Raw genomic sequence first — 23,549 nt, forward strand, 5'->3', positions numbered from 1 at the left:
CGACGGCGCGCCTCAGCCCCGCCGTTCATTGCTCTGCGGACGCCTCCTGCCCCGCTCTACCCGACTCGCCCTCGCCGTGCGCCCGATGCCGCTTGGCCATCGCGGCCAGCCGCTTCAGCAGCTCCGCCTCGGCCCGCGCCCGCGCCGAGGTCACCAGCCGCCCGCCGCTCGCCTTCACCATGGCCGGCATCGGACGCGCATCCTCGCGCTGCAACAACAGCCGCAGCATCGCATCCGAATAGCGCCGGCGATGCGCCACCACCTCGCCCTTGTAGACGATCGGCTCCAGCCACCCCTCGACCGCCCGCGCATAGGCGGCGCGCTCCAGCGCGGGCAAGCGATAGGCGAGCGCCGCATCCCATGCCGCGCCGAATTCGGGAATGCGGCGTTTGACGCGATAGGCGGAGGTTGAACTCAGCCCGACCCGATCACAGGCCGAGCGCACGCACCCCGTCTCGCGCAATGCCCGCAGAAAGGTCGTCTGCCGCAGCGGCGTCCACCCGTCATGCCGATGCCGGAACGCTGCCTCACCGTCGTCGCTCATGCCGATCCCCCATGCTGCCAATGGAGAAAATACCGCAACGCCCTGCATGTAGGACAGCCCGACTCATACCGTCGCCCCGGACTTGATCCGGGGCGACCGGGGAGGCAGATGCCCGGAGCATGGCACGAGACACGCTCCCGCGCCACCACCGCCGTCCCCCCTCACCCCCGCCACTTGGCCAGCGCCGCATCATATCGCTCGCGCGCCGCATCGCGCGCGTCCTCCAGCGCGCGCCGCTCCGCGCGCCAGCGCCGGTCGACGGTCTTTTCCTCGCGCTCCAGCGCCGCGCGGCGTTGCGCCAGCGCCTTGCGCTCCGTTTCTGCGGCGGCGGCCGCTGCGTCGAGCGCCGCCTCCGCGTCATCCAGCGCCGTGCGGCTCGGCCGGGGCGCGGGCTTGGCGGTGGTCTTCTTCGGCACCGTAGGGGTGCCCGCCCGCCGCGGTGCGGGCGCGGCGGCAAGCTGCTCCTCCGCGGTCCCCCGCGACCGCTTCACCACCTCACCCGGCGCGGCGAGCGGAGCTTCCATCAGCGCCGGGTCGGTCACCTCCTCCGCCGCGCCACGCGCGAACAGGTCGGCCGTCGCGCCCCATGCCGCCAGCGCCGCCTTGCGACTCGGTGCCGCGACATAGGCGTCGTGAAAGCCTGCGGGAGTGCGAAAGACCTTCAGCTTGCGCGGCATCACCCTGTCCTTTCGCGTCAGCAGGCGTTCGCCCGTTCCAACCGCCCGGCGCGCGCGAGGTTCACGACCTCCTTCGTCATTCCCGCGCCGGCGAGACCTCTGCGAAAGTCTCCTTCTTGTACCCCGGCGAAGGCCGGGGCCCAGGTGGGGGAGGCTTGTAACTAACTGAAACAGCCTCCCAACTGGACCCCGGCCTCCGCCGGGTACGACTTACAAAGGGCATGGCCCCGCAGTTGCGCCGAGGTCGCGCAGGCGGGGATCCGGACACGCAGGTCTGTCGATGGAGCCGGAAGGCCGCAAGCCCGCATCCCCGCCCGCGTGGATAACCGCTCGGGCCACGCAGCCACAATCGCTTACACCCGTTGCCGCTCGCCCCCTTTCGCACATGCGGCACCGCTGCTATCGCCCGCGGCGACCGAGATTTTCGCTCCCGTCGCTGCGCCTGCACGCGCCTGCTCGCGCGCTGCCGCTCGACGGCCCTTGAAGAAAGGACTTTGCCCATGACGGCCATCGGCCAGGATACGCTCAACGCCCGCCAGACGCTGCAGGCCGGGGGCAAGTCCTACGACTATTTCTCGCTGAAGACCGCCGAGGAAAAGTTCGGCGACATCAGCCGCCTGCCCTTCTCGATGAAGGTGCTGCTCGAGAACATGCTGCGCTTCGAGGACGGCGTCACCGTCACCGAGGCCGATGTGAAGGCGATCGTCGACTGGCAGCAGGAGCGTCGTTCGGACCGCGAGATCCAGTATCGCCCCGCGCGCGTGCTGATGCAGGACTTCACCGGCGTGCCGTGCGTGGTCGATCTCGCCGCGATGCGCGACGCGATCACCAAGCTGGGCGGTGACGCGGCCAAGATCAATCCGCAGGTCCCCGTCCATCTCGTCATCGATCACTCGGTGATGGTCGACGAATTCGGCACGCCCAAGGCGTTCGAGGATAACGTCGATCTCGAATATGCCCGCAATGCGGAGCGCTACGAGTTCCTGAAGTGGGGCAGCAAGGCGCTCGACAATTTCAAGGTCGTGCCGCCGGGCACCGGCATCTGCCACCAGGTGAACCTCGAATATATCGGCCATGCGGTCTGGTCGTCCGAGGAGACCGGCGATCACGCCAAGCGTGGCGCGACGATCGCCTATCCGGATACCTTGGTCGGCACCGACAGCCACACGACGATGATCAACGGTCTCGGCGTGCTCGGCTGGGGCGTCGGCGGGATCGAGGCCGAGGCGGCGATGCTCGGCCAGCCGGTCTCGATGCTGATCCCCGAGGTCGTCGGCTTCAAGCTGACCGGCGCGCTGCGTGAAGGCATCACCGCCACCGATCTCGTGCTCACCGTCACGCAGATGCTGCGCGCCAAGGGCGTGGTCGGCCGCTTCGTCGAATTCTACGGCCCGGGCCTCGATCAGATGACGCTCGCCGATCGCGCGACGATCGCCAACATGGCGCCCGAATATGGCGCGACCTGCGGCTTCTTCCCGGTCGACGACAAGACGCTCGATTACATGCGCCTCACCGGCCGCCCCGACGAGGTCGTCGCGCTGACCGAGGCCTATGCCAAGGCGCAGGGCATGTGGCGCTACGCCGACGCGCCCGATCCCGTGTTCACCGATACGCTGGAGCTGGACATGGGCACGGTCGTGCCGTCGCTCGCCGGCCCGAAGCGCCCACAGGACAAGGTCAGCCTCGACACCGTCGACGAGGTGTTCAACGGCGACCTGTTCAAGCTGTACCACAAGGAAAAGCCGGCGCGCGTCGCGGTCGACGAGCGCGGGCATGACATCGGCGACGGCGACGTCGTGATCGCCGCGATCACCAGCTGCACCAACACCTCGAACCCGTCGGTGCTGGTCGCCGCCGGTCTGGTCGCGCGCAAGGCGAATGCGCTCGGGCTCAAGCCGAAGCCGTGGGTGAAGACCTCGCTCGCGCCGGGGTCGCAGGTCGTCACCGACTATCTCGACAAGGCCGGGCTGTCGGCGGATCTCGACGCGATCGGCTTCAACCTCGTCGGCTATGGCTGCACCACCTGCATCGGCAATTCGGGGCCGCTCGCCGCGCCGATCAGCAAGGCGATCAACGAGAACGATCTCGTCGCCGCCTCGGTGCTGTCGGGCAACCGCAACTTCGAGGGTCGCGTGTCGCCCGACGTGCGCGCGAACTTCCTCGCCTCGCCGCCGCTGGTCGTCGCCTTCGCGCTGAAGGGCACCGTGACGACCGACATGAACGAGACGCCGATCGGTCAGGGCACGGACGGCGCGGATGTGTACTTGCGCGACATCTGGCCGACCAACCAGGAGGTCTCCGACCTCATGGCCGCCAACATCGACGACGGTATGTTCCGCGCCCGCTACGGCAACGTCTATGCCGGCGACAGCAAGTGGCAGGCGATCGACGTGACCGGCTCGGACACCTATGCGTGGCGCGCCGGCTCGACCTATGTCGCCAACCCGCCCTATTTCGAGGGCATGGGCATGACCCCGGCGCCAGTGACCGACATCATCGAGGCCATGCCCTTGGCGATCCTCGGCGATTCGATCACCACCGACCACATTTCGCCGGCCGGCAGCATCAAGGCCGACAGCCCGGCGGGGTCGTGGTTGCAGGAGCATCAGGTCAGCCGCGCCGACTTCAACAGCTATGGCGCGCGCCGTGGCCATCACGAGGTCATGATGCGCGGCACCTTCGCCAACATCCGTATTAAAAACGAGATGGTGCCGGGGGTTGAGGGCGGCATGAGCCGCTACGACGGTCAGGTGATGCCGATCTACGACGCCGCGATGCGTCACAAGGCTGACGGCACCCCGCTCGTCATCATCGCCGGCAAGGAATATGGCACCGGCTCGTCGCGCGACTGGGCGGCGAAGGGCACTAACCTGTTGGGCGTGCGCGCAGTTATCACCGAAAGCTTCGAGCGCATCCACCGTTCGAACCTCGTCGGCATGGGCGTGTTGCCGCTCCAGTTCGCCGACGGCGTGACCCGTGAAACGCTCAAGCTGACCGGCGACGAGACCTTCACCATCCACCACGTCGCCGACCTCCGTCCGCGTCAGGACGTGACCGTCACGCTGAAGCGCCAGGATGGGTCGACCGAGCAGTTCCAGACGCGTTGCCGGATCGATACCGTCAACGAGCTGGAATATTTCCTGAACGGCGGCATCCTGCAGTACGTGCTGCGGAACCTCGCTGCCTAAGCGACGACGATCAGGTGATTTCGGGGAGGGAGGGCCGCTGGTCCTCCCTTTCTTCTTTGGGGGTAACGAGATTGAGCGAGGAATACGTCTACGACGAGGCGACGGGTGAATGGGTGCCCGCGGGTGAGGTCAGCGCCGCGACGCCGGCGTCCGACGGGATGGAGGTCCGCGACTCGGTTGGCAACCTGCTGGCGGACGGTGATGCGGTGACACTCATCAAGGACTTGAAGGTCAAGGGCACCAGCCAGACGCTCAAGCGCGGCACCGCGATCAAGTCGATCCGGCTGACCGGCGACCCGCAGGAAATCGACTGCCGCTTCGACGGGATCAAGGGCTTGGTCTTGCGCGCGGAGTTCGTGAAGAAGCGGTGACCCCACCACCGTCATTGCGAGCGCAGCGAAGCAATCCAGAGCGTCCTGATCTGGCCCTGGATTGCTTCGCTACGCTCGCAATGACAGTCCCTCACGCCACCGCCGCGCGCTTTCGCCCATAGACGAAGTAAAGCCCCAGCCCGGCGACGTTCCACAGCAGGAAATATTCCTGCGTCTTCAGCGGCAGACTGAAGAACAGATACACGCACCCCAGCACGCCCAGCGTCCCGACCACCGGCGCCAGCGGCGCGCGGAAGGTCCGCTCGGCGTCCGGCGCGCGGCGACGCATCACCATCATGCACACGCACACCGCGACGAACGCCGCCAGCGTCCCGGCATTGGCGAGCGCCGCGATCGCGTCGATCGGCATCACCCCCGCGATCACCGCGACCAGCGCCGCGGTCATCAGCGTGATCCGCACCGGCGCGCCGCGCCGCGACACCTTGGCGAGCCCTGCCGGAAGCAGCCCGTCGCGCGCCATCACGAAGAAGATCCGGCTCTGCCCGAAGAGGAACCCCAGCAATACGGTCGGCAACGCGATCACCGCGCTGGCGGCGAGGAAGGTCGCGAACCCGGGCCGGCCGATATCGCGCAGGATCAGCGCCAGCGGCTCGGGCGAGCCCGCGAAGCGCGTGTAGCTGAGCGCGCCGACCGCCGCGACCGCGACGCCGACATAGATGATGATGCACCCGAACATTGACCCGATGATCCCGATCGACAGGTCTCGCCCCGGGTTCTTCGTCTCTTCTGCGGCGGTCGAGATCGCGTCGAAGCCGTAGAAAGCGAAGAAGATGATCGCGGCGGCTGCCATGACTCCACGCTCCTTGCCGTCCGGATCGACGGAGGCGGCGAAGCCGTGCGGCATGAACGGGTGGAGGTTGGCGGCGTCGAAATGCGGGAGCGCGACGATGACGAACACCGTCAGCGCGACGAGCTTCACCGCGACCAGCACGGCATTGAGCGTCGCGCTCTCCTTGGTGCCGAAGCACAGAAGTCCGGCGACGACCGCGATGATGAAGACCGCCGGCATGTTGACGATGCCGCCCAGTTCCGGCCCGCTGGTCAGCGCGACCGGAAAGCCGAGCGGGGTCAGCAGCGCCGAGGCATAGCCCGACCAGCCGACCGCCACTGTCGAAACAACAAGCGAGTATTCGAGGATAAGCGACCAGCCGATCACCCAGGCGATCACCTCACCCAGCACGACATAGCTATACGTATAGGCGCTGCCCGAGGCCGGGATCATCGTCGACATCTCGGCATAGGCGAGCGCCGCGCAGGCGCAGATCGCCCCCGCGATCGCGAAGCTAAGCATTACCGCCGGCCCGGCGCGATCCGCACCGACGCCGATCAGCGTCAGGATTCCGGTCCCGACGATCGCGCCCACACCCAAAGCGACGAGATGCGGCCACGAAAGGGTCCGGGCGAGGACGTGCCCGTCGCCATGATCGACCGCGATCGGCTTGCGCCGGAACAGACTGGACATGCACTCCCCTTTTCTGGTGTCCCCGCGGATGTAACAGCCGCGACGATCATTGGGGAGGCTCTGTCACATGCCGGGGCGTGCGGGTCGTTACCCGGATGAGGCCGTTGTGATCAGCCGCGGACCGGCCCCACCCCCAGACGCGGGATTTCGATCGCCGGACAGCGATCCATGACGACCTTCAACCCCGCCGCCTCCGCCCGCGCAGCGGCGGCCTCGTCGATGACGCCGAGTTGCAGCCACACCGCCTTGGCGCCAATCGCAATCGCTTGATCGACCACCGCGCCCGCTTCGGAGGAGCGCCGGAAGATGTCGACCATGTCGATCGGGTCGCCAAGCTGGTCGAGATCGCGGAAAACGAACTCGCCGTGCACATGGGCGCCGGTGATCTGCGGATTGACCGGGATCACGCGATAGCCATGCCCCTGCAACGTCGCCATCACCCCGTTGGAGGGCCGGATCGGTCGGTCGGACGCGCCGACCAGCGCGATTGTGCGCACCTCCTCGAGCAACGTCCTGATCTCGGCATCGGTGGTCAGCGGCATCGTCCCGGCTCCTTTGTCGAAGAACGAGCCATCATGCCGAAGGGTTCAGGGCGCGCGCAATGCCCAGCGGAGCACACGGCTCATCCCGTCCGCTCCGGCGCGGATCGCGGGCCGCGCGAGCGGCGATGGACGACGATTGTGGAGCGCCGCTGCCCAGTCGGGGAGCAGGTCGAGCGCCGCTGCCGCCGCCACCGCCAGCCCCGCGGCCTGCGCGCGGTCGGGGCCAGGCGCGAGTAGCGCATCGGCGACTTCGCGGACGCGATGATCGCCGCGCAATTGCGGTCGGACGGTGCGATAGTAAGCGGCGACGTCGGCCCGCGACCGCGGCACGTCACGCGCGCCCAGCCGCTCCGCTACGATGGCAACATCGGCGATGTATTGATCCTGATCGTCGAGCGACAAGGACGCATCGCGATAGCGCAAATAGCCACGCAGGAAGCTGTCGGTTTCGGCGACGTGTACCCAGGTCAGCAGCGCCGGATCGTTGGCGTCATAGCGCGTGCCGTCCGGCAATTGCCCGTGGATCCGGTCGTGAATCGTGCGAACGTGCGCGATCGTGCGCTCGGCCAGATCGGTCGGTCCGTAAGTGGTGACGGCGATGAACTGCGCGGTGCGCCGCAAGCGGCCGAGCCGATCGTTCCGGAAGTCGCTGTGATCCCACACCCCCGCCAGTGCACCGGGGTGCAGCATCTGCAACAGCAGGGCGGAGATGCCGCCGATCATCATCGCGGCAAAGTCGCCATGCACCTGCCACGCGGGCGAGGTATCGGCGATCAGTCCGCGATCACCGGGCGGGCGGGCGAGCTCCAGCTCGCCGCTGCCCACCATCTCGCGCAGCGCTTGCGCGAGCGATGCACGGGCGCGGTCGACCGCCGGTACGATCATCGGATCGACGATCGACATCGGCGTGCCGCCCCGTGCGGTGGAGGGGATCAGCCCTCCGCCTGTGCAGCCTTGCGGCGGCCACGGCCACCGGTCGTCGGCTCCGCAGCCGGCGCAGCCTCGCTGCGGCGCGCGCCGGGCTTGCGGCCGAGACCGATCTTCTTGGCCATGTCGCGACGCGCCTCCGAATAGCTTTCGGCGACCATCGGATAGTCGGGCTTGAGACCGTAACGCTGGCGATAGTCGTCCGGGGTAAGACCATGGCCCGCCAGATGGCGGCGCAGCGTCTTGTACGGCTTGCCGTCGATCAGCGAAATCAGATGATCCTTCGACGCGAGCGACTTCCGCACCGAAACAGCGGGCGTATATTCAGCGGCGGGCTCTTCCGGGGCCGATGGCGCAGTCGACGACGACAGGTTCGTCACCGCATCATGCATCGTGCGCAGAAATGCCGGGACATCCTCACCCGAGGCGCGGGTGTTGGGATTGGCAAGCCAGGCGATGGTCAGTTCGGTGGCAAGCTCAACAGCGTTGGCGGTGATGGTATCTTCGGACATGGGGGGCTCCCTTATTTACACGCCACGCCCTAGACAGCGTTTAGCGGCAGGTCAACGCGCCGCTTAAATGAAATCAACGTACATCTATTTGCCGTATCAAATATCGGGCGGGAACCTTCGGGCTTCGACGCTTTGACTGCGAATGGCGTCTGCGTCCGCTTGACCCCGATGCAAGACCGCGTCCATGATCGGGACAATCAAAAGTGAATAAAAAGGGGTCTCGCCATGAATATGCACCGCACGCGGCGCGCTTTGCTGTCCGCCGCGTTGCTGGCGCTGCCGTTATCGGCCTGCGCGGGCGCGAAGGACAAACCGGTGGCCACCGCGAAGAAGGCGCCGCCGGTCCGCTATGCGCGCGACCCGTATCCCTCGACCTACCACGCCTACCCGGGCACGGCGACGCTGGTGCGCAACGTCACGGTCTTCGATGGTGAGGGCAACCGCATCGATGGCGGCGCGGTGCTGTTCGCCGATGGCAAGGTGGTCGCGGTCGGGCAGACGCTCGACGTTCCGGCCGGCGCGACGGTGATCGACGGCCAGGGCAAGTTCGTCACCCCGGGCGTCGTCGACATTCACAGCCACCTCGGCGACTATCCGACGCCATCGGTGCAGGCGCATTCGGACGGCAACGAGGCGACATCGCCGATCACCGCCGACGTCTGGGCCGAACATAGCGTCTGGCCGCAGGACCCCGGCTTTGGCCGCGCGCTGGCAAACGGCGGCGTTACGACGCTGCAGATCCTGCCCGGTTCCGCGAACCTGATGGGCGGTCGCAGCGTGGTGCTCAAGAACGTCTACGCGCGCACGATGCAGGCGATGAAGTTTCCCGGCGCGCCATACGGTCTGAAGATGGCGTGCGGCGAGAACCCGAAGCGTGTCTATGGCAGCAAGAACCGCGAGCCGTCGACGCGGATGGGCAATGTCGCGGTCGATCGCCAGACCTGGGCGAAGGCGGTCGCGTACAAGCGCAAATGGGACAAATACGAAGCGGAGGGCGGCGACGCGCCGGATCGTGACATCGGCATGGACACGCTGCGCGGCGTGTTGTCGGGCGAGATCATGGTCCAGAACCATTGCTATCGCGCCGACGAAATGGCGATCGTCCTCGATATGGCCAGGGAGTTCGGCTACCACGTCACCGCCTTCCATCACGCGGTGGAGGCGTACAAGATCGCCGATCTGCTCAAGGCGAGCGGCACCTGCGCGGCGGTGTGGGCCGACTGGTATGGCTTCAAGATGGAAAGCTATGACGGGATCGGCGAGAACCTCGCGCTCCTCGAAAATGCCGGCGCGTGCGCGATGATCCATTCCGACGACGAGAACGGTATCCAGCGGCTCAATCAGGAAGTCGCCAAGGTGCTGTCCTCGGCGCGCCATTCGGGCATTCAGATCAGCGACGCCGCGGCGTGGAAGTGGCTGTCGCTCGGACCGGCCACGGCGCTCGGCATCGACGCGCAGACCGGCAGCCTCAAGCCGGGCAAGATGGCGGACGTGGTGTTGTGGAACGGCAACCCGTTCAGCGTCTACACCCGCCCCGAAAAGGTCTGGGTCGACGGCGCGTTGCTCTACGATGCCAATGATCCGAAACGTCGCCCGGTCAGCGACTTCGAACTTGGCCAACCCGGCTCGGGAGACGTCAAGTGAAGCGCGCGCTGCTACTCCTCGCCACGATGCTGGCGACCCCCGCGATGGCGCAGACTGTCGCGATCACCGGCGGCACGCTCGCAATCGGCGACGGCTCCGCGCCGATCGAGGGCGGCACGGTGGTGATCGCCAACGGTCGGATCGTCGCCGCCGGGCGCGGCGTCGCGGTACCCGCGGGCGCGCAGGTGATCGACGCGGCCGGCAAATGGGTGTCGGCGGGCGTCGTTTCCGCCCTGACCGACCTCTCGCTGGTCGATGCCGACGGCGTACAGGAAAGCAACGACGCCGGTGCGCGAAGTTCGCCCTTCAAGGCCGCGATCGACGTGTCGCTGGGGGTCAATCCTGCCGCGGTAAAGGTGGCCAACGAGCGGCTGGGCGGCGTGACCCGTGCGATCGTGACGCCGAGCGCCGAAGGATCGATCTTCGCCGGGCAAGGGGCGATCATTGATCTCGGCGCCGATCCGAATGCGGTGACGCGCCCGCGGGCCTTCCAGTTCGTCGAACTGGGCGAGGGCGGCGGCAAGCTGGCCGGTGGCAGTCGTCCCGCGGCCTATGCGCTGCTGCGCGACGCCTTTGCACAGGCGCAGGACTTCCGCCGCAACCCCGCCGTCTTCGACGGCCGCTCGCGCGACGCGTTGGTAACGCGCGCCGATGCCGAGGCGCTGCTGCGCGTGCTCGACGGGCAGGTGCCGTTGCTGGTGCATGTCGAGCGCGCCGCGGACATCCGCAACGTACTGGCGCTGCCACGCGACTATCCGAAGCTCAGGCTGGTGCTGGTCGGCGTGACCGAAGGCTGGCTGGTCGCGCGCGAGATCGCTGCGGCGAAGGTGCCGGTGATCGCGGCAGCGCTCGCCGATCTGCCCGCGCAGTTCGAGAATCTGGCGGCGACCGAGTCGAACGTCGGACGGCTGCGCGCCGCCGGGGTGTCCGTAGCGTTGGCGTCGACCGGTGCGTCGGGCGGCGACCATGTGCTGCGGCAGTTCGCGGGCAATCTCGTCGCGATCGCGCGCATCCCCGGCGCGACCGGGCTCGACTGGGGGCAGGCATTCGCCTCGATCACCAGCGGCCCGGCCGAGGCGATCGGCATGGGCGGCGAGATCGGCTCGCTCCGCGCCGGGCGGCGCGCGGACGTGGTGATCTGGGACGGCGATCCGCTGGAGCTGTCGTCGGTGCCGGTGGCGACGTGGATCGACGGCGTGTCGCAGCCGATGCGCTCGCGGCAGACGGAATTGCGCGACCGCTACCTGACGCCGACGGAGGGCGCGCTGCCCAAGGCGTACGAGCGGCGCTGACCTTCGTCTTTGCGAGTGTAGCGAAGCAATCCAGGGCGTCCTGACCCGACCCCGGATTGCCGCGCTACGCTCGCAATGACGATGTGGAAATCACCCCATCGTCAGCACGATCTTGCCGACGTGGCTGCCCTCTTCCATCCGCCGGTGCGCGTCCGCCGCCTGCGCGAAGGGAAAGCTGCGGTCCATTACCGGCTTCAGCCTGCCCGCCATGGCAAACGGCCAGACGGTTCGCGCGATCTCCTCGGTCACCAGCGCCTTGAACACGGTATCCCGGGCGCGCAGCGTCGAGCCGGTCAGCGTCAGGCGACGCTTCATGATCTCGAACAACGGGACGGTTGCCGACGCGCCGCGCTGCACTGCGATCGAGACGTGGCGACCGTCCTCGGCGAGGCATTGCAGGTTGCGCGGCACGTAGTCGCCACCGACCATGTCGAGCACCGCCGCGCAGCCGCGCCCGCCGGTGATCTCCTTAACCCGTGCGACGAAATCCTCCGCCTTGTAATCGATCGCATGATCCGCGCCGAGCCGCAGCGCCGCCGCCTTCTTCTCCGGCGAGCCGACGGTGACGATCACCTCCAGCCCGAACAGATTGCCCAGCGTGATCGCCATCGTCCCGATCCCGCTCGTCCCGCCATGCACCAGCACCGTGTCGCCCTCGACCGCGAAGGCGCGCTCGAACAGGTTCGTCCAGACGGTGAACAGCGTTTCCGGGATCGCGGCCGCCTCGGCCATCGTCAGCGCTGCGGGCACGGGCAGACATTGCCCGACCGGCGCGATCGCATATTCGGCATAGCCGCCCCCGGCGATCAACGCGCAGACCCGCTCCCCTAGTTCATCCGGATCGACGCCCTCGCCCAGCGCGACCACCTCGCCGGCGATCTCCAGCCCCAGCGTCGAAGGCGCGCCGGGCGGCGGCGGGTACAGCCCCTGCCGCTGCATCACGTCGGGCCGGTTCACCCCCGCGGCGGCGACGCGCACCAGCACCTCGCCGTCGCCGGGTACCGGAACGGCGCGGCGCACGGGCACCAGCACCTCGGGTCCGCCCGCCTCGGCAGGGTCGATCGCCAGCATCGTATCGGGGACGTCGGTCATCGTATCGTGGAACCCTGGCTTACAGTCGGGGACCATATTGACTCCGTGTTCCCCAGCGTCAACGATGCTGCCGGTGGACCTGGACGACATCCTGGGCGCGCGCCCCGACGACCCGATGACCGCGCTGCTGCGCGAGGACCTCGACCGGCTGTCCGTCGTGGAGCTCGAGGCGCGGGTGGCCGCGCTGGAAAGCGAGATCGCCCGGACGCGTAAAAAGATCGAAGGCGCTGTTAACCATCGTGCAAGTGCCGACGCGATATTCAGAAAATAAGACCGGCACCTTACGACGGGTGACAGGGTTATGCGTGCATGGTCGAGAGGGTGATGAACGGGGACGCTTGATGCGGGGCCTCATCATCACGACATTCGTGGCAAGGGGTCGCGTGGCTTCACGCGGCCTGCAAGGAGTAACCTGATGCCGTCATTTGCCAGCGCTCTCGAGACCACGCTGCACAAGGCACTCGAGGCCGCGTCATCGCGCCGCCACGAATATGCGACGCTCGAACATCTGTTGCTCGCGCTGATCGACGATGAACATGCCGGACAGGTGATGTCCGCATGCGGCGTCGAGCTGGGCGACCTGAAGACCACCGTCGCGCATTATCTCGACACCGAACTCGGCGCGCTCAAGGTTGATGCCGCGACCGATCCCTCCCCGACCAGCGGGTTCCAGCGCGTCGTGCAGCGCGCGATCCTGCACGTCCAGTCGTCGGGACGTGACGAGGTGACCGGCGCCAATGTGCTGGTCGCCCTGTTCTCCGAGCGCGAGAGCTATGCGGTCTATTTCCTCCAGCAGCAGGACATGAGCCGGCTGGATGCGGTGAGCTTCATCAGCCACGGTGTCGGCAAGGGTGCCGCCACTCCCGAGGCGACCAGCGCCAAGGGCGCACCCGAGGAAGAGAAGAAGGAAAAGGCCGAGGCGCCGGGCAAGAAGGGCGAAAGCGCGCTCAAGCAGTTCACGGTCGATCTCAACGAAAAGGCCAAGATCGGCAAGGTCGATCCGCTGATCGGGCGCTCGGCCGAGGTCGATCGCACCGTGCAGATCCTGTGCCGCCGTTCAAAGAACAACCCGCTGTATGTCGGTGATCCCGGTGTCGGCAAAACCGCGATTGCCGAAGGTTTGGCGCGCAAGATCGTCGAGGGCGATGTGCCTGACGTGCTCAAGCCCGCCGTGATATATTCGCTCGACATGGGCGCGCTGCTTGCCGGCACGCGGTATCGTGGCGATTTCGAGGAGCGGCTGAAGGCGGTCGTCAACGAGCTGGAAAAGCTGCCCGACGCGGTGCTGTTCATCGACGAGATCCACACCGTGATCGGTGCCGGCGCGACCAGCGGCGGCGCGATGGATGCGTCGAACCTGCTCAAGCCGGCATTGTCAGGCGGGACGATTCGCTGCATCGGCTCGACCACCTACAAGGAGTTCCGCAACCACTTCGAGAAGGACCGCGCGCTGCTGCGGCGCTTCCAGAAGATCGACGTCAACGAACCGACGATCGAGGACACGATCAAGATCCTCGCCGGGCTGCGTTCGGCGTTCGAGGAGCATCACTCGGTCAAGTACACGCCCGAGGCGATCAAGTCAGCGGTCGAGCTGTCGGCGCGCTACATCAACGACCGCAAGCTGCCCGACAAGGCGATAGACGTGATCGACGAAGTCGGTGCGATGCAGATGCTGGTGGCGCCGAACAAGCGCAAGAAGACGATCACCGCCAAGGAGATCGAGGCAGTGATCGCGACGATGGCGCGGATCCCGCCGAAGAGCGTGTCGAGCGATGACAAGAAGCAGCTCGAAACGCTCGAAACCGACCTGAAGCGCGTCGTGTTCGGGCAGAATGCGGCGATCGAGAAGCTGTCGTCGGCGATCAAGCTGGCGCGGGCGGGCCTGCGCGAGCCGGAGAAGCCGATCGGCAATTATCTGTTCACCGGCCCGACCGGCGTCGGCAAGACCGAGGTCGCGAAGCAGCTGTCGACGATCCTGGGCATCCCGCTCCAGCGCTTCGACATGAGCGAATATATGGAGCGCCACTCGGTCAGCCGGCTGATCGGTGCCCCTCCGGGCTATGTCGGGTTCGATCAGGGCGGGCTCCTGACCGACGCGGTCGACCAGAACCCGCATTGCGTGCTGTTGCTCGACGAAATCGAGAAGGCGCATCCGGACCTGTTCAACATCCTGTTGCAGGTGATGGACAACGGCCGCCTGACCGACCAGCACGGCAAGACGGTCGATTTCCGCAACGTCATCCTCATCATGACGACCAACGCGGGCGCGTCGGACATGGCGCGCGAGACGGTCGGCTTCGGCAATCTCACCCGCGAGGGCGAGGACGAGCAGGCGGTGCAGAAGATGTTCACGCCGGAGTTCCGCAACCGGCTCGATGCGATCGTGCCGTTCGGCTATCTGCCGACCGAGGTGGTGGCGCGAGTCGTCGACAAGTTCATCCTCCAGCTCGAATTGCAGCTCGCCGACCGCGACGTGCACATCAAGCTGAGCGATGAGTCGAAGAAGTGGCTGACCGAAAAGGGCTATGACAAGCTCTACGGTGCGCGCCCGATGGGCCGCCTGATCCAGGAGAAGATCAAGCAGCCGCTCGCCGAGGAACTGCTGTTCGGCAAGCTGGTCCATGGCGGTGAGGTCACGGTCAACCTCAAGGACAATGCACTCGTCTTCGCGATCGAGCCCGCCGCGCCCAAGAAGTCGGGCAAGAAGGGCAAGGCGGCGCCTGCCGCCGCTGACTGATGCGTTGACAGGCCGGGGGTGCCTGCCCCCGGCCCGTTCATTCCTCATCGGCGTCGGTTCTGCCGGGTCAGCGATTGTGCCGCGCGTGTTCGCCGCTTCCCGTGATCGCGACGGCAACGCGGCGGCGAAAGATGTTTACCTTTTTGCAGCCTGCGTTAACGCTCTGTTTGCTATTCCTTTTTAGCTTTTGGTGCATGTTCGGGGGGATCATCAATCGGGTCGTGACGGCTTGGGCCGTGATCCTCGCCGCGCTGGCGTTATCGCCGGCGGCGTCGGCGAGCACCGATCTGGTCCTGAGCACCTGTTTCCGGCCGGCCGTTGCCGGAGAGCGCGCCGACCGGTTGTTCGGCACCGCCGGCGGCTTCGACTGCGTGAAGGCGGAGCGCAGCGCTCCCCCGGGCGATTACTGGGTACGTTCCCAGCTCCTGCCAACGCTCGATCCCGGAGTGGCGGTACGCTCGGGCAGCCTGTGGCAGGACAGCGCGACGCTCCACATCCGCTACGCCGACGGGACGACGCGCTCGGTCGGCTTCACCAGCACAACTGCGTGGCGGTATCTGCAGCTCGGCGCGGCGTTCGAGATTCCGATCCCGCCCGCGTCCGCACGTCCGGTGCAGTTGCTATGGCATATCCGCGGGGCGGCGAACCTGCGCGGCCTGGTGTTGCAGCCGCGCCTGCTGTCGCCCGACGTGTCGCAACGCTACACCTTGCAGCTGACTGCCTTCTACGCCGGCTTCGCTGGCCTGGCCGGCGCGTTGCTGATCTTCAACATCGCGCTTGGCGCGGCGCTGCGTCAACGCTTCCATCTGCCCTATTGCGCGATGGTGCTGTGCCTGATCGGCTATGCCGCCAGCAGCTCGGGGTTGCTCGGGCAGGTCACCGGGCTGGAGAACAACCTGCGGCTGCGCCTCAACATGCTGTTGCTGGCCGCGACCTTGTGCAGCGCGATGATGTTCGCCCGCCGCTTCTTTGCACCGCAGGTGACCCGCGGCTGGCTGCGCCCGGCAATCGATCTTGCCACCGGGGCGCTCCTCTTCGCCGCGATCGCTTACGCCACGCTGATGCCGCTCTACGCACGGCTGCTCGACCGGATGGTGACCCTGACCTTCCTCGCGACATTGCTGCTCACGCTGCCTCTGCTGTGGCGCGGCTGGCATGCCGAGGATCGCTATGCGCGCGTCTTCGCGATCGCGTGGGGCATGCCGCTGTTCACCGCCACCGCACGCGTGCTGCAGGCGCTGGGGCTGCTCGACTGGAGCTTCTGGATCGACAATTCGACGCTGATCGCGATGGTGCTGGAAGCGAGCTTCAGTGCGCTGGCAATCGCGTGGCGGATCAAGCAGCTGAACGAGGATTGCGATGAGGCGCGCGAACAGGAGCTGCGCGCGCGTCTGCTGGCGGACAGTGATCCGTTGACCGGGCTGATGAACCGCCGCAGCTTCCTGCGCGAGGCGATCGGGCGCGCCGAGCCGCACGTGCTGGTGCTGGTCGACATCGATCATTTCAAGCGCGTCAACGAGACGCTTGGTCATGATGGCGGCGACCAGGTCCTGCGCGTGTTTGCCGATGCACTGCGTCACTCGGTGCCCGACGACGCGCTGCTCGCACGCTTCGGCGGCGAGGAGTTTGCGGTGCTCGCCCCCGCCTCGGCGACCGCCTTGCCCGAGACGATCCTGACCCGCATCCGCGCCGCGTCGATGCCGTTCGATCTGGCGGTCACCGCATCCCTGGGCAGCGAATGTGGCGCGATTGCCGATGAGGCGGACTGGAAGGTGCTCTATCGTCGCGCCGACGACGCGCTGTTCGCCGCCAAGCGTGCCGGCCGTGACCGGCTGCGCTGGGCCGCCGCGGCCTAGCGCTCCCTCATTGCCGTGACCGCGGCCGGGGCGGTACTGCTGACCTGCACAAGGCCATCGCACCCGGACGAGCAGCGCGCTCTCGATCTCGATCGCCGACCGGCTGACCACGCCGGTTTGATGCCACCTCGACGGCGGTAACGATCGCCGGCATCCGCCGGTCGTAATCGGGACGCTGTTGCAGCGCTGACCGCTTGCGCGCCACGGTTTGTTGCTTACAATCGTGTCAATGACTGGAGAGCATGCCTGGCGCACCGCCTATCGCCATCCCGTGCCATGGGATTCCGATTACCCGCCGCTGTCGATGCCGGCGCTGTTCGACGCCTCTGCGGCGCGCCATGCCGACCGCGCCGCGATCGACTTTCTCGGACGCCATTATAGCTATGCCGAGCTCGCCGACGGGGTGCGCCGCGTCGCGACCGGGCTGGCGGCGCTGGGCTATGGCAAGGGCGACCGCGTTGGATTGTTTCTCCCCAACGTCCCGCACTATCTCGCCGCCTATCACGGTGCGCTGCGGCTCGGCGCGACGGTGGTCAATTTCTCGCCGCTCTATTCGGTCGAGGAATTGTGTCATCAGGTTGAGGATTCGGGCACGCGCGTGCTCTTCACCGTCTCCGCCAGCGCCTTGCTCCCGAATGCGCTGAAGGTTCTGGAGAAGAGCGGGCTCGAACGCCTGGTGGTCGGGTCAGTCGCAGGCGTCCTGCCCCCCGCCAAGTCGATCGCCTATCGCTTGTTCAAGCGCGCCGAAACCGCGCAGCGCCCCGACGACCCGCGCGTCATCGCCTTCTCGAAACTGATCGCCAATGATGGCGGATTGCCGCCGCCTGCGATCGACCCGGAGCGCGACGTCGCACTGATCCAGTACACCGGCGGCACCACCGGCGTGCCGAAGGGTGCGATGCTCACCCATGCCAATGTCAGCGCCAATGCGCGGCAGGTCGCGCAGCTCGATCCGCACCCGGAGACGGGCGACCGCATCCTCGGCGTGCTGCCGCTGTTCCACGTCTTCGCCAACACCTGCGTCATGAACCGCACGATCGTCACCGGTGGCGAGATGGTTTTGTTGCCGCGCTTCGACGCCGCACAGGCGCTGGCGACGATCGCGCGCACCAAGCCGACGTCGCTGCCCGGTGTTCCGACCATGTATCAGGCGCTGCTCGACCATCCCAGGCTGGGGCAAACCGACTTCGCCTCGCTCCGCGTGTGCATCTCCGGCGGCGCACCGCTCAATGCCGAGTTGAAGACCCGCTGGGAGGCGGCGACGCACTCCACGCTGATCGAGGGTTATGGCCTGTCGGAGAGCACCGGGGTGCTGACCACCAACCCTTATGAGGGCGGGCAGAAAGCCGGGACGATCGGTCAGCCGCTCCCGGCGACGCAGCTCCGGCTGGTCGACAAGGAAGATGCGACGCGCCCCGCCCCGGACGGGCGGCCCGGCGAGATCGTCGCACTCGGGCCGCAGATCATGGCCGGCTACTGGAACCGTCCGGACGCCGACGAGACGACCTTCGCGGTCGATGCGGAGGGGCGCAAATGGCTGCGCACCGGCGATGTCGGGACGATCGACGACGACGGCTTCATCGCGATTGTCGACCGGCTGAAGGACATGATCTCGGTCGGCGGGTTCAAGGTCTTCCCCAGCCAGATCGAGGCGATCCTGTACCATCACCCGGCGGTGCGTGAGGCGCTGGTCATCGGGCTGCCCGACCCGTATCGCGGCGAGGTGCCGCGCGCCTATGTGACGCTGAATGAAGGCATAGAGGCGGAGGGTACCGCTTTGGCGGCGTGGCTCAACCCGCAACTGGGCAAGCACGAACGCGTCGACCACGTGGTGGTGCGCGCGACGATGCCCAAGACGATCATCGGCAAGTTGAGCCGCAAGGACCTGATCGCCGAAATCAAGGCCGAGATGGAAAACCCGCCGATCACGCCGGCATGATCCCCACCTCGTCATCCCGGGCTTGACCCGGGATCCCGCTTCTTGTCGGCAAGCGTTGTAGAAGCGGGACCCCGGATCAAGTCCGGGGCGACGATGAAGGGAGTACGTCGCTTCTCGAGCCGACGGGAGGAGCACCGCCCCTCCCCCGGCATCATCACCCGCCGACGACGACCGTCACCGCACGGCGGTTCTGCGCCCAGCTCTGCTCATCCGAGCCCAGCGCGACCGGGCGCTCCTTGCCATAGCTGATCGTGGTGATCCGCGACGGCGCGATCCCGCGTGCCGCTAGATAGTTCTTCGCGGCATTGGCGCGACGATCGCCGAGCGCAAGATTGTATTCGCGCGTCCCGCGCTCGTCGGCATGGCCTTCGATCGTGATCGTCACGTTGTTGTAGCGCTGTAGCCACTCGGCCTGTGAATCGAGGATGCCGCGCGCAGTCGCGTCGATGTCATACTGGTCGAGCCCGAACAGCACGGTGTCACCCTGCGTCGAGCGCTTGAAATCGGCCGCCGAGCCGGGCGTGACGCCGCCGTTCGGATCGACCGGGCCGGTCGGGGTCCCCTGCGTCGGCGCGGCGCCCGGCGCGGGTGGCAGCACCTCGGGCCGCTTCTTGGAACAGGCGGCGGTCGCGACCAACGCGGTCGCCATCAACAGGGTGGTGGTCAGACGGGCCATCGGGTGTCTCCTCTATGGTCGTTCGTAAAACTTACGGACGAAGCGGCCCCCAGGCGGGGTCCGATCCGTCGAGCGGGGTGGGCACGCGGCGTTCGTTCACCCCGGTGAGGTCGACCGACCACAGATCGGCCTTGCCGGCGTTGCCGCGCCCCTGGCGGAAGAACATCAGCACACGCCCGTTCGGGCTCCAAGAGGGACCTTCGTCCTGCCAGCTATTCGTGAGCAGCTTCTCGCCCTGCCCGCTCGGGCTCATGACGCCGATCCGGAACGCGCCCTGGATCTTGGTGAAGGCGATCAGGTCGCCGCGCGGGCTCCACACCGGCGTGGCATAGCGCCCGCCGCCGAAGCTGATCCGCTGCTGGTTCGATCCGTCGGCGTTCATGACATACAGTTGCTGCCCGCCCGAACGGTCGCTTTCGAACACGATCCTCGACCCGTCAGGCGAATAGCTGCCGCCGGTATCGATGCCGGGCGAGGTGGTCAGCCGCTGCGGCGTGCCGCCCGATGCCGCGACGCGGTACAGATCGGTATTCCCGGCCTGCGCCATCGAGAACAAGATGTAGCGACCGTCGGGCGAGAAGCGCGGCGCGAAGGTGGTCGCGACATTCTGCACCACCAGCCGCTGCCGCCCCGAACCGAGATCGTAGACGTAGATCGCCGGGGTTTTGCCGACATAGCTCATGTAGACGATCGACTGCTGGTTCGGCGCGAAGCGCGGGGTCAGCACGATCGACGAGCCGGTGGTCAGGAAGCGGCTGTTCGCGCCGTCCTGGTCCATGATCGCCAGCCGCTTGATCCGGTTCGCCTTCGGCCCCGTCTCGCTGACATAGACGACGCGGCTGTCGAAATAGGCGCCCTCGCCGGTCAGGCGGGTGTAGACCATGTCGGCGCACTTGTGCCCCGCACGCCGCCAGTCGGACGGCGGCACCACGAACCCCTGCCGCGTCAGCTGCGTCTGCGCCGACACGTCGTACAGGTAGCAGCCGACCGTCAGCGTCCCGTCGCCATTGGCGCGGATATAGCCCTGCACCAGCGCCTGCGCGCCCGAGCCCGCCCAATAATCGAACGCCGGCGCGGTCACTTCGGGGAAGGCGATCGCGCGCATCCGGCCGGGCGCAAGCGGATTGAAAAGCCCCGAGTTGCGCAGGTCGTTGCTGACGATCTCCGCCAGCTGCCGTCCCAGCTGGTCGGTCGAGCCGGCCGCGGTCTGCACCACCGCCTGCGTCGGCATCGGCGGGATCGCGATCGGCATCGGCGCGGAAATGCCGCCGGTGACGTCGACCTCCAGCGGCGGCGGGGTCTGCCCGCCCGGTGCCGCCGTATCGGGAACGGCAGGCGCGGGTACCTGCTGCGCCAGCGCAGGGCTGGAGACGAGCGTGGCGAGGAGGAGCAGCCGGAGTCGCATCACCGCAGTTTCCAATTATAGTTGATGTTGCTCCACCCCCCATTGACGGTGGAATAATATTCTGCCGGCAATTTCAACGGCGAACAGCCCTTGAATGCCGCAATGCCCAGATCGACGACACGTCGTGCGTAGCGGCGGTTGTCGTCGTCGACGCCGTTCTGGCGCACCACGGTCGGGGTCGCCGACAACGTACCGTCGCGGTTGAGGCGCAGGTTGAGCGTCGTGACGATCTGGTTCGCACCGGGACCGGGATCGACCTGCCGGTCGGCGCACGGCTGGATTTGCCGCGCAATCGCCTGCTGGATCGCCGCCAGCGCCTTGCCGTCGACGCGCGCAGCGGAGGGCGGCGCGTCGTTGGGCTTGGCGTCGCTCTTCTCGGCGGTCAGCCCCTTGAGGAAGTCGCTGCCGAGTCGGCTGCCGCGCGGCTTTTCGCCCTTGGCGGTTTCGGTCTTGCCCTTGCCCTTCGAGGCGGCGGGTGCGGCGGAGGACTTGCTCGACGCCGCGGCGCTCTGCTGCTTGGTCGGTGCGGGCTTTGCCGGAGCCTTCTCCGCCGCGGGGGGCGCGGGCCTGGGCGGCGCAGGTTTGGCGACCGGCTTCGGCGCAGGGGCCGGCTTGGGCGCCGGCTTCGGTGGCGCGGGCCTGGGCGGCGCAGGTTTGGCGACCGGCTTTGGCTCGGGCTGCGGCGCAGGTTCGGGGACGGGCGCGGGGACGGGCTGCGGCGGCGCCTCGGCGGGCGGCGGCGCTTCCTCGGGCTCGCCGACATCGGGCGCGACCGCCTGCGAGGGTGCCTCGGTCTGCTGCGGGGCGGCCGCCTCGAGCGCGACGTCCTTGACGAGGCTGACCTCGACCGGATTCTGTTTCAGCTTGACCGGATTGGGTGTGGCGAGAAACCCGACGGACAGCACGCCGAACAGCAGGACGTGTCCCGCAACGGCCAGCCCCAGCCCGATCTTCTCACCGCGCTCCACTTATTCCTCGCCGACCGTCACCAGCGCGACGCGGTTCAGGCCCGCGCGGTTCAGCTCGCCCATCACGCGCATCACGCGCCCGTAATCCAGCCCGCGATCGGCGCGCAGGAACACCTGTGGCGGCTGATTGCCCTTCGCGCTCTCGGCGATCGCGGCAAGCCGCGCGGGCAGCGCGTCGGCGGCGACCTCTTCCTTGGCGACGAAAATGCGCCCCTGTTCGTCGAGCGAGATTTCGGTCGGCTGCTGCTCCTGATCGAGCGGCTTGGCGCGACTGTCGGGCAGGTTCACCGGCACCCCCTGCGTCAACAGCGGCGCCGTCACCATGAAGATGATGAGCAGCACCAGCATCACGTCGACCAGCGGCGTGACGTTGATGTCAGCCATTGGCGCGCGGCGGCCTTTGCCCCGAGCGGAGGGCAGGTTCATCGCCATCAGCGTTCGCCGTCGAGCTGCCGCGACAGCGTGGCGTGGAAGCCGTCCGCGAAGCGGTTCAGCCGCGCCTCGATGCGGTTGATCGCATGGCTGAAGCGATTGTACGCGATCACCGCCGGGATCGCCGCGAACAGCCCGATCGCGGTCGCGAACAGCGCCTCGGCAATGCCGGGGGCGACGACCGACAGGCTGGTGTTCTGCTGACTGGCGATCGCGGTAAAGCTGCGCATGATCCCCCAGACGGTGCCGAACAGCCCGACGAACGGCGCAACCGAGCCGACCGTCGCCAGCACGTTGAGCCGGTCCGAAAGCTGGTCGATCTCGCGCGCGACCGCCGAGCCCATCACCGTCGCCAGCCGCTCGCGCGTGCCCTCGCGGTCGATCTTCTGCCCCTGCGTCGAGCGCCGCCACTCGGTGACGCCGGCGTTCAGCACGCGCGCGGAGGGCAGGTCGGTATGCGTCTGCGACTTGTAGAAGGCGTCGATATCCTCGGCCTTCCAGAAATCGCGCTCGAACGCCTCGGTGCGCTGGCGCGTGCGGCCCAGCTTCAGCCAGAAGCCGATGATGATCGCCCAGGTCCAGATGCTGGCGAGCAGCAGCCCCAGCATCACCGCCTTGACCACCCAATCGGCTTCCATGAACAGCGCGATTGGCGACAGCGTGGCCGCGTCGGTCTGCAAAATCGGATTCACGGTGTCTCTTCCCCCAATGACGCGAGGCGGCGGAACGTGTCGACCCAGGCGGCGGGTTGACGACGCGGGCGCCCGTCCGGGCCAACCAGCGCCGCCGTCACCGTGGCGTCCGCCAGCATTTCCGCCCCGCGCCTGACTGTCTGATGAATGACGACGCTGGCGGCGCGGATCCTGGTCACGCGGCTTTCGATCAGCAGCGCATCGTCGAGCCGCGCCGGCGCGCGATAGTTGATCGTCAGATCGGTGATCGCATAGGCGCCGCCGCCGCTCTCGAAGGTCGCGCGCTGATCGATCCCGCCGACGCGCAGCATGTCCGACCGCGCGCGCTCCAGATAGCGCAGGTAATTGGCGTGATAGACCACGCCCGACAGGTCGGTATCCTCGAAATAGACGCGCAGTGCGAAGAGGTGGCTGTTCCCCTCGAAACGTCCCTGCGCGGGTTGATCCACCGCCGTCATGGCAGGGCTGTTAACCGATGGGGCGGGCGCGGGGAAGCGGTAATGGCCTGCGGTTGACGTGGTTGGGGTTTGGGGGGGTGCTCCACGCCCACCCCCGTCATTGCGAGCGCAGCG

Annotated in this window: 21 protein-coding genes; 8 read left to right on the forward strand and 13 right to left on the reverse strand. The window is 67.4% G+C overall.

Translation table 11 applies throughout. The features are described from left to right. Window positions 1-25: 25 nt before the first annotated feature. Window positions 26-544 (reverse strand): hypothetical protein, encoded by a 519-nt coding sequence (locus BACI71_RS12520; protein ID WP_159759096.1) that lies wholly within the window; start codon window positions 542-544, stop codon window positions 26-28. 161 nt (window positions 545-705) lie between these two features. Next, window positions 706-1,221, reverse strand: a complete 516-nt coding sequence (locus BACI71_RS12525; RefSeq protein ID WP_159759098.1) for a hypothetical protein — start codon at window positions 1,219-1,221, stop codon at window positions 706-708. Window positions 1,222-1,721: 500 nt separating this feature from the next. Between BACI71_RS12525 and acnA the strand changes: the two genes are divergently transcribed. Then, window positions 1,722-4,409 carry an aconitate hydratase AcnA gene (gene acnA / locus BACI71_RS12530; protein WP_159759100.1) on the forward strand — a complete coding sequence of 896 codons (2,688 nt, stop codon included), beginning with the start codon at window positions 1,722-1,724 and terminating at the stop codon, window positions 4,407-4,409. Window positions 4,410-4,480: 71 nt separating this feature from the next. Then, a complete protein-coding gene (locus tag BACI71_RS12535) occupies window positions 4,481-4,780 on the forward strand; it encodes a zinc ribbon domain-containing protein YjdM (protein WP_159759102.1) in 300 nt (99 codons plus the stop codon). 91 nt (window positions 4,781-4,871) lie between these two features. Here BACI71_RS12535 and BACI71_RS12540 read toward each other — a convergent pair whose 3' ends face one another. From BACI71_RS12540 to BACI71_RS12555, 4 genes are all read right to left on the reverse strand, one after another. Continuing rightward, window positions 4,872-6,263 carry an amino acid permease gene (locus BACI71_RS12540; RefSeq protein ID WP_159759104.1) on the reverse strand — a complete coding sequence of 464 codons (1,392 nt, stop codon included), beginning with the start codon at window positions 6,261-6,263 and terminating at the stop codon, window positions 4,872-4,874. 110 nt (window positions 6,264-6,373) lie between these two features. Beyond that, window positions 6,374-6,805, reverse strand: a complete 432-nt coding sequence (locus BACI71_RS12545; protein WP_159759106.1) for a CoA-binding protein — start codon at window positions 6,803-6,805, stop codon at window positions 6,374-6,376. 45 nt (window positions 6,806-6,850) lie between these two features. Further along, window positions 6,851-7,708: an oxygenase MpaB family protein gene (locus BACI71_RS12550; protein WP_236552975.1), complete on the reverse strand. Its 858-nt coding sequence runs from the start codon at window positions 7,706-7,708 to the stop codon at window positions 6,851-6,853. A 29-nt stretch (window positions 7,709-7,737) separates the two neighbouring features. Continuing rightward, on the reverse strand, window positions 7,738-8,244 hold the full coding sequence (locus tag BACI71_RS12555; RefSeq protein ID WP_159759108.1) for a MucR family transcriptional regulator: 507 nt from the start codon (window positions 8,242-8,244) through the stop codon (window positions 7,738-7,740). Window positions 8,245-8,475: 231 nt separating this feature from the next. Between BACI71_RS12555 and BACI71_RS12560 the strand changes: the two genes are divergently transcribed. Both BACI71_RS12560 and BACI71_RS12565 read left to right on the forward strand, forming a co-directional pair. Beyond that, window positions 8,476-9,888: an amidohydrolase gene (locus BACI71_RS12560; protein WP_201297471.1), complete on the forward strand. Its 1,413-nt coding sequence runs from the start codon at window positions 8,476-8,478 to the stop codon at window positions 9,886-9,888. Further along, on the forward strand, window positions 9,885-11,180 hold the full coding sequence (locus BACI71_RS12565) for an amidohydrolase family protein (protein ID WP_201297366.1): 1,296 nt from the start codon (window positions 9,885-9,887) through the stop codon (window positions 11,178-11,180). Before BACI71_RS12560 ends, BACI71_RS12565 begins: the two co-directional genes overlap by 4 nt. A gap of 90 nt (window positions 11,181-11,270) precedes the next feature. Here BACI71_RS12565 and BACI71_RS12570 read toward each other — a convergent pair whose 3' ends face one another. Beyond that, complete coding sequence (locus BACI71_RS12570; RefSeq protein ID WP_201297473.1) at window positions 11,271-12,272, reverse strand: NAD(P)H-quinone oxidoreductase; 1,002 nt, start codon at window positions 12,270-12,272, stop codon at window positions 11,271-11,273. Between the two features lie 73 nt (window positions 12,273-12,345). On the opposite strand from BACI71_RS12570, the gene BACI71_RS12575 reads away from it, so the two are divergent. The 4 genes from BACI71_RS12575 to BACI71_RS12590 all read left to right on the forward strand — a co-directional run bounded on the left by BACI71_RS12575 (window position 12,346) and on the right by BACI71_RS12590 (window position 18,804). Further along, window positions 12,346-12,543 (forward strand): DUF1192 domain-containing protein, encoded by a 198-nt coding sequence (locus BACI71_RS12575; RefSeq protein WP_159761184.1) that lies wholly within the window; start codon window positions 12,346-12,348, stop codon window positions 12,541-12,543. Between the two features lie 144 nt (window positions 12,544-12,687). After that, a complete protein-coding gene (clpA, locus tag BACI71_RS12580; RefSeq protein ID WP_159759112.1) occupies window positions 12,688-15,009 on the forward strand; it encodes an ATP-dependent Clp protease ATP-binding subunit ClpA in 2,322 nt (773 codons plus the stop codon). 221 nt (window positions 15,010-15,230) lie between these two features. Next, window positions 15,231-16,865, forward strand: coding sequence for a GGDEF domain-containing protein (locus BACI71_RS12585; RefSeq protein ID WP_159759114.1), 1,635 nt, complete (start codon window positions 15,231-15,233; stop codon window positions 16,863-16,865). Between the two features lie 229 nt (window positions 16,866-17,094). Beyond that, complete coding sequence (locus BACI71_RS12590) at window positions 17,095-18,804, forward strand: long-chain-fatty-acid--CoA ligase (protein WP_159759116.1); 1,710 nt, start codon at window positions 17,095-17,097, stop codon at window positions 18,802-18,804. Between the two features lie 154 nt (window positions 18,805-18,958). Here the strand turns inward: BACI71_RS12590 and pal are convergent, their stop codons facing one another. Genes pal through ybgC form a run of 6 tightly spaced genes read right to left on the reverse strand, consistent with a single transcriptional unit; the run spans window position 18,959 to window position 23,435 of the window. After that, complete coding sequence (pal, locus tag BACI71_RS12595; RefSeq protein ID WP_159759118.1) at window positions 18,959-19,480, reverse strand: peptidoglycan-associated lipoprotein Pal; 522 nt, start codon at window positions 19,478-19,480, stop codon at window positions 18,959-18,961. Between the two features lie 31 nt (window positions 19,481-19,511). After that, complete coding sequence (tolB, locus tag BACI71_RS12600; RefSeq protein ID WP_159759121.1) at window positions 19,512-20,885, reverse strand: Tol-Pal system beta propeller repeat protein TolB; 1,374 nt, start codon at window positions 20,883-20,885, stop codon at window positions 19,512-19,514. After that, entirely contained in the window at window positions 20,885-21,853 is a 969-nt protein-coding gene (locus tag BACI71_RS12605; protein ID WP_159759123.1) for a cell envelope biogenesis protein TolA, read from the reverse strand. Before BACI71_RS12605 ends, tolB begins: the two co-directional genes overlap by 1 nt. After that, complete coding sequence (tolR, locus tag BACI71_RS12610; RefSeq protein WP_159759125.1) at window positions 21,854-22,285, reverse strand: protein TolR; 432 nt, start codon at window positions 22,283-22,285, stop codon at window positions 21,854-21,856. It lies immediately after the preceding gene. After that, complete coding sequence (tolQ, locus tag BACI71_RS12615) at window positions 22,285-22,977, reverse strand: protein TolQ (protein ID WP_028967704.1); 693 nt, start codon at window positions 22,975-22,977, stop codon at window positions 22,285-22,287. The genes tolR and tolQ overlap by 1 nt, the downstream gene beginning before the upstream one ends. Then, window positions 22,974-23,435 (reverse strand): tol-pal system-associated acyl-CoA thioesterase, encoded by a 462-nt coding sequence (gene ybgC / locus BACI71_RS12620; RefSeq protein ID WP_159759127.1) that lies wholly within the window; start codon window positions 23,433-23,435, stop codon window positions 22,974-22,976. Before ybgC ends, tolQ begins: the two co-directional genes overlap by 4 nt. Window positions 23,436-23,549: the final 114 nt, after the last annotated feature.

The organism is Sphingomonas sp. 8AM, assembly GCF_902506455.1.
In the GTDB taxonomy this organism is placed as follows: Bacteria; Pseudomonadota; Alphaproteobacteria; order Sphingomonadales; family Sphingomonadaceae; genus Sphingomonas.

What these genes read in the sequence shown, in the direction of transcription:
- acnA (WP_159759100.1), top strand. Translation starts at nt 1,722, where the DNA reads ATGACGGCCATCGGCCAGGATACGCTCAACGCCCGCCAGACGCTGCAG.
- BACI71_RS12525 (WP_159759098.1), bottom strand. Translation starts at nt 1,221, where the DNA reads ATGCCGCGCAAGCTGAAGGTCTTTCGCACTCCCGCAGGCTTTCACGAC.
- pal (WP_159759118.1), bottom strand. Translation starts at nt 19,480, where the DNA reads ATGGCCCGTCTGACCACCACCCTGTTGATGGCGACCGCGTTGGTCGCG.
- BACI71_RS12560 (WP_201297471.1), top strand. Translation starts at nt 8,476, where the DNA reads ATGCACCGCACGCGGCGCGCTTTGCTGTCCGCCGCGTTGCTGGCGCTG.
- BACI71_RS12540 (WP_159759104.1), bottom strand. Translation starts at nt 6,263, where the DNA reads ATGTCCAGTCTGTTCCGGCGCAAGCCGATCGCGGTCGATCATGGCGAC.
- BACI71_RS12590 (WP_159759116.1), top strand. Translation starts at nt 17,095, where the DNA reads ATGACTGGAGAGCATGCCTGGCGCACCGCCTATCGCCATCCCGTGCCA.
- BACI71_RS12570 (WP_201297473.1), bottom strand. Translation starts at nt 12,272, where the DNA reads ATGACCGACGTCCCCGATACGATGCTGGCGATCGACCCTGCCGAGGCG.
- BACI71_RS12545 (WP_159759106.1), bottom strand. Translation starts at nt 6,805, where the DNA reads ATGCCGCTGACCACCGATGCCGAGATCAGGACGTTGCTCGAGGAGGTG.
- clpA (WP_159759112.1), top strand. Translation starts at nt 12,688, where the DNA reads ATGCCGTCATTTGCCAGCGCTCTCGAGACCACGCTGCACAAGGCACTC.
- ybgC (WP_159759127.1), bottom strand. Translation starts at nt 23,435, where the DNA reads ATGACGGCGGTGGATCAACCCGCGCAGGGACGTTTCGAGGGGAACAGC.
- BACI71_RS12550 (WP_236552975.1), bottom strand. Translation starts at nt 7,708, where the DNA reads ATGTCGATCGTCGATCCGATGATCGTACCGGCGGTCGACCGCGCCCGT.
- tolR (WP_159759125.1), bottom strand. Translation starts at nt 22,285, where the DNA reads ATGGCGATGAACCTGCCCTCCGCTCGGGGCAAAGGCCGCCGCGCGCCA.
- tolB (WP_159759121.1), bottom strand. Translation starts at nt 20,885, where the DNA reads ATGCGACTCCGGCTGCTCCTCCTCGCCACGCTCGTCTCCAGCCCTGCG.
- BACI71_RS12520 (WP_159759096.1), bottom strand. Translation starts at nt 544, where the DNA reads ATGAGCGACGACGGTGAGGCAGCGTTCCGGCATCGGCATGACGGGTGG.
- BACI71_RS12555 (WP_159759108.1), bottom strand. Translation starts at nt 8,244, where the DNA reads ATGTCCGAAGATACCATCACCGCCAACGCTGTTGAGCTTGCCACCGAA.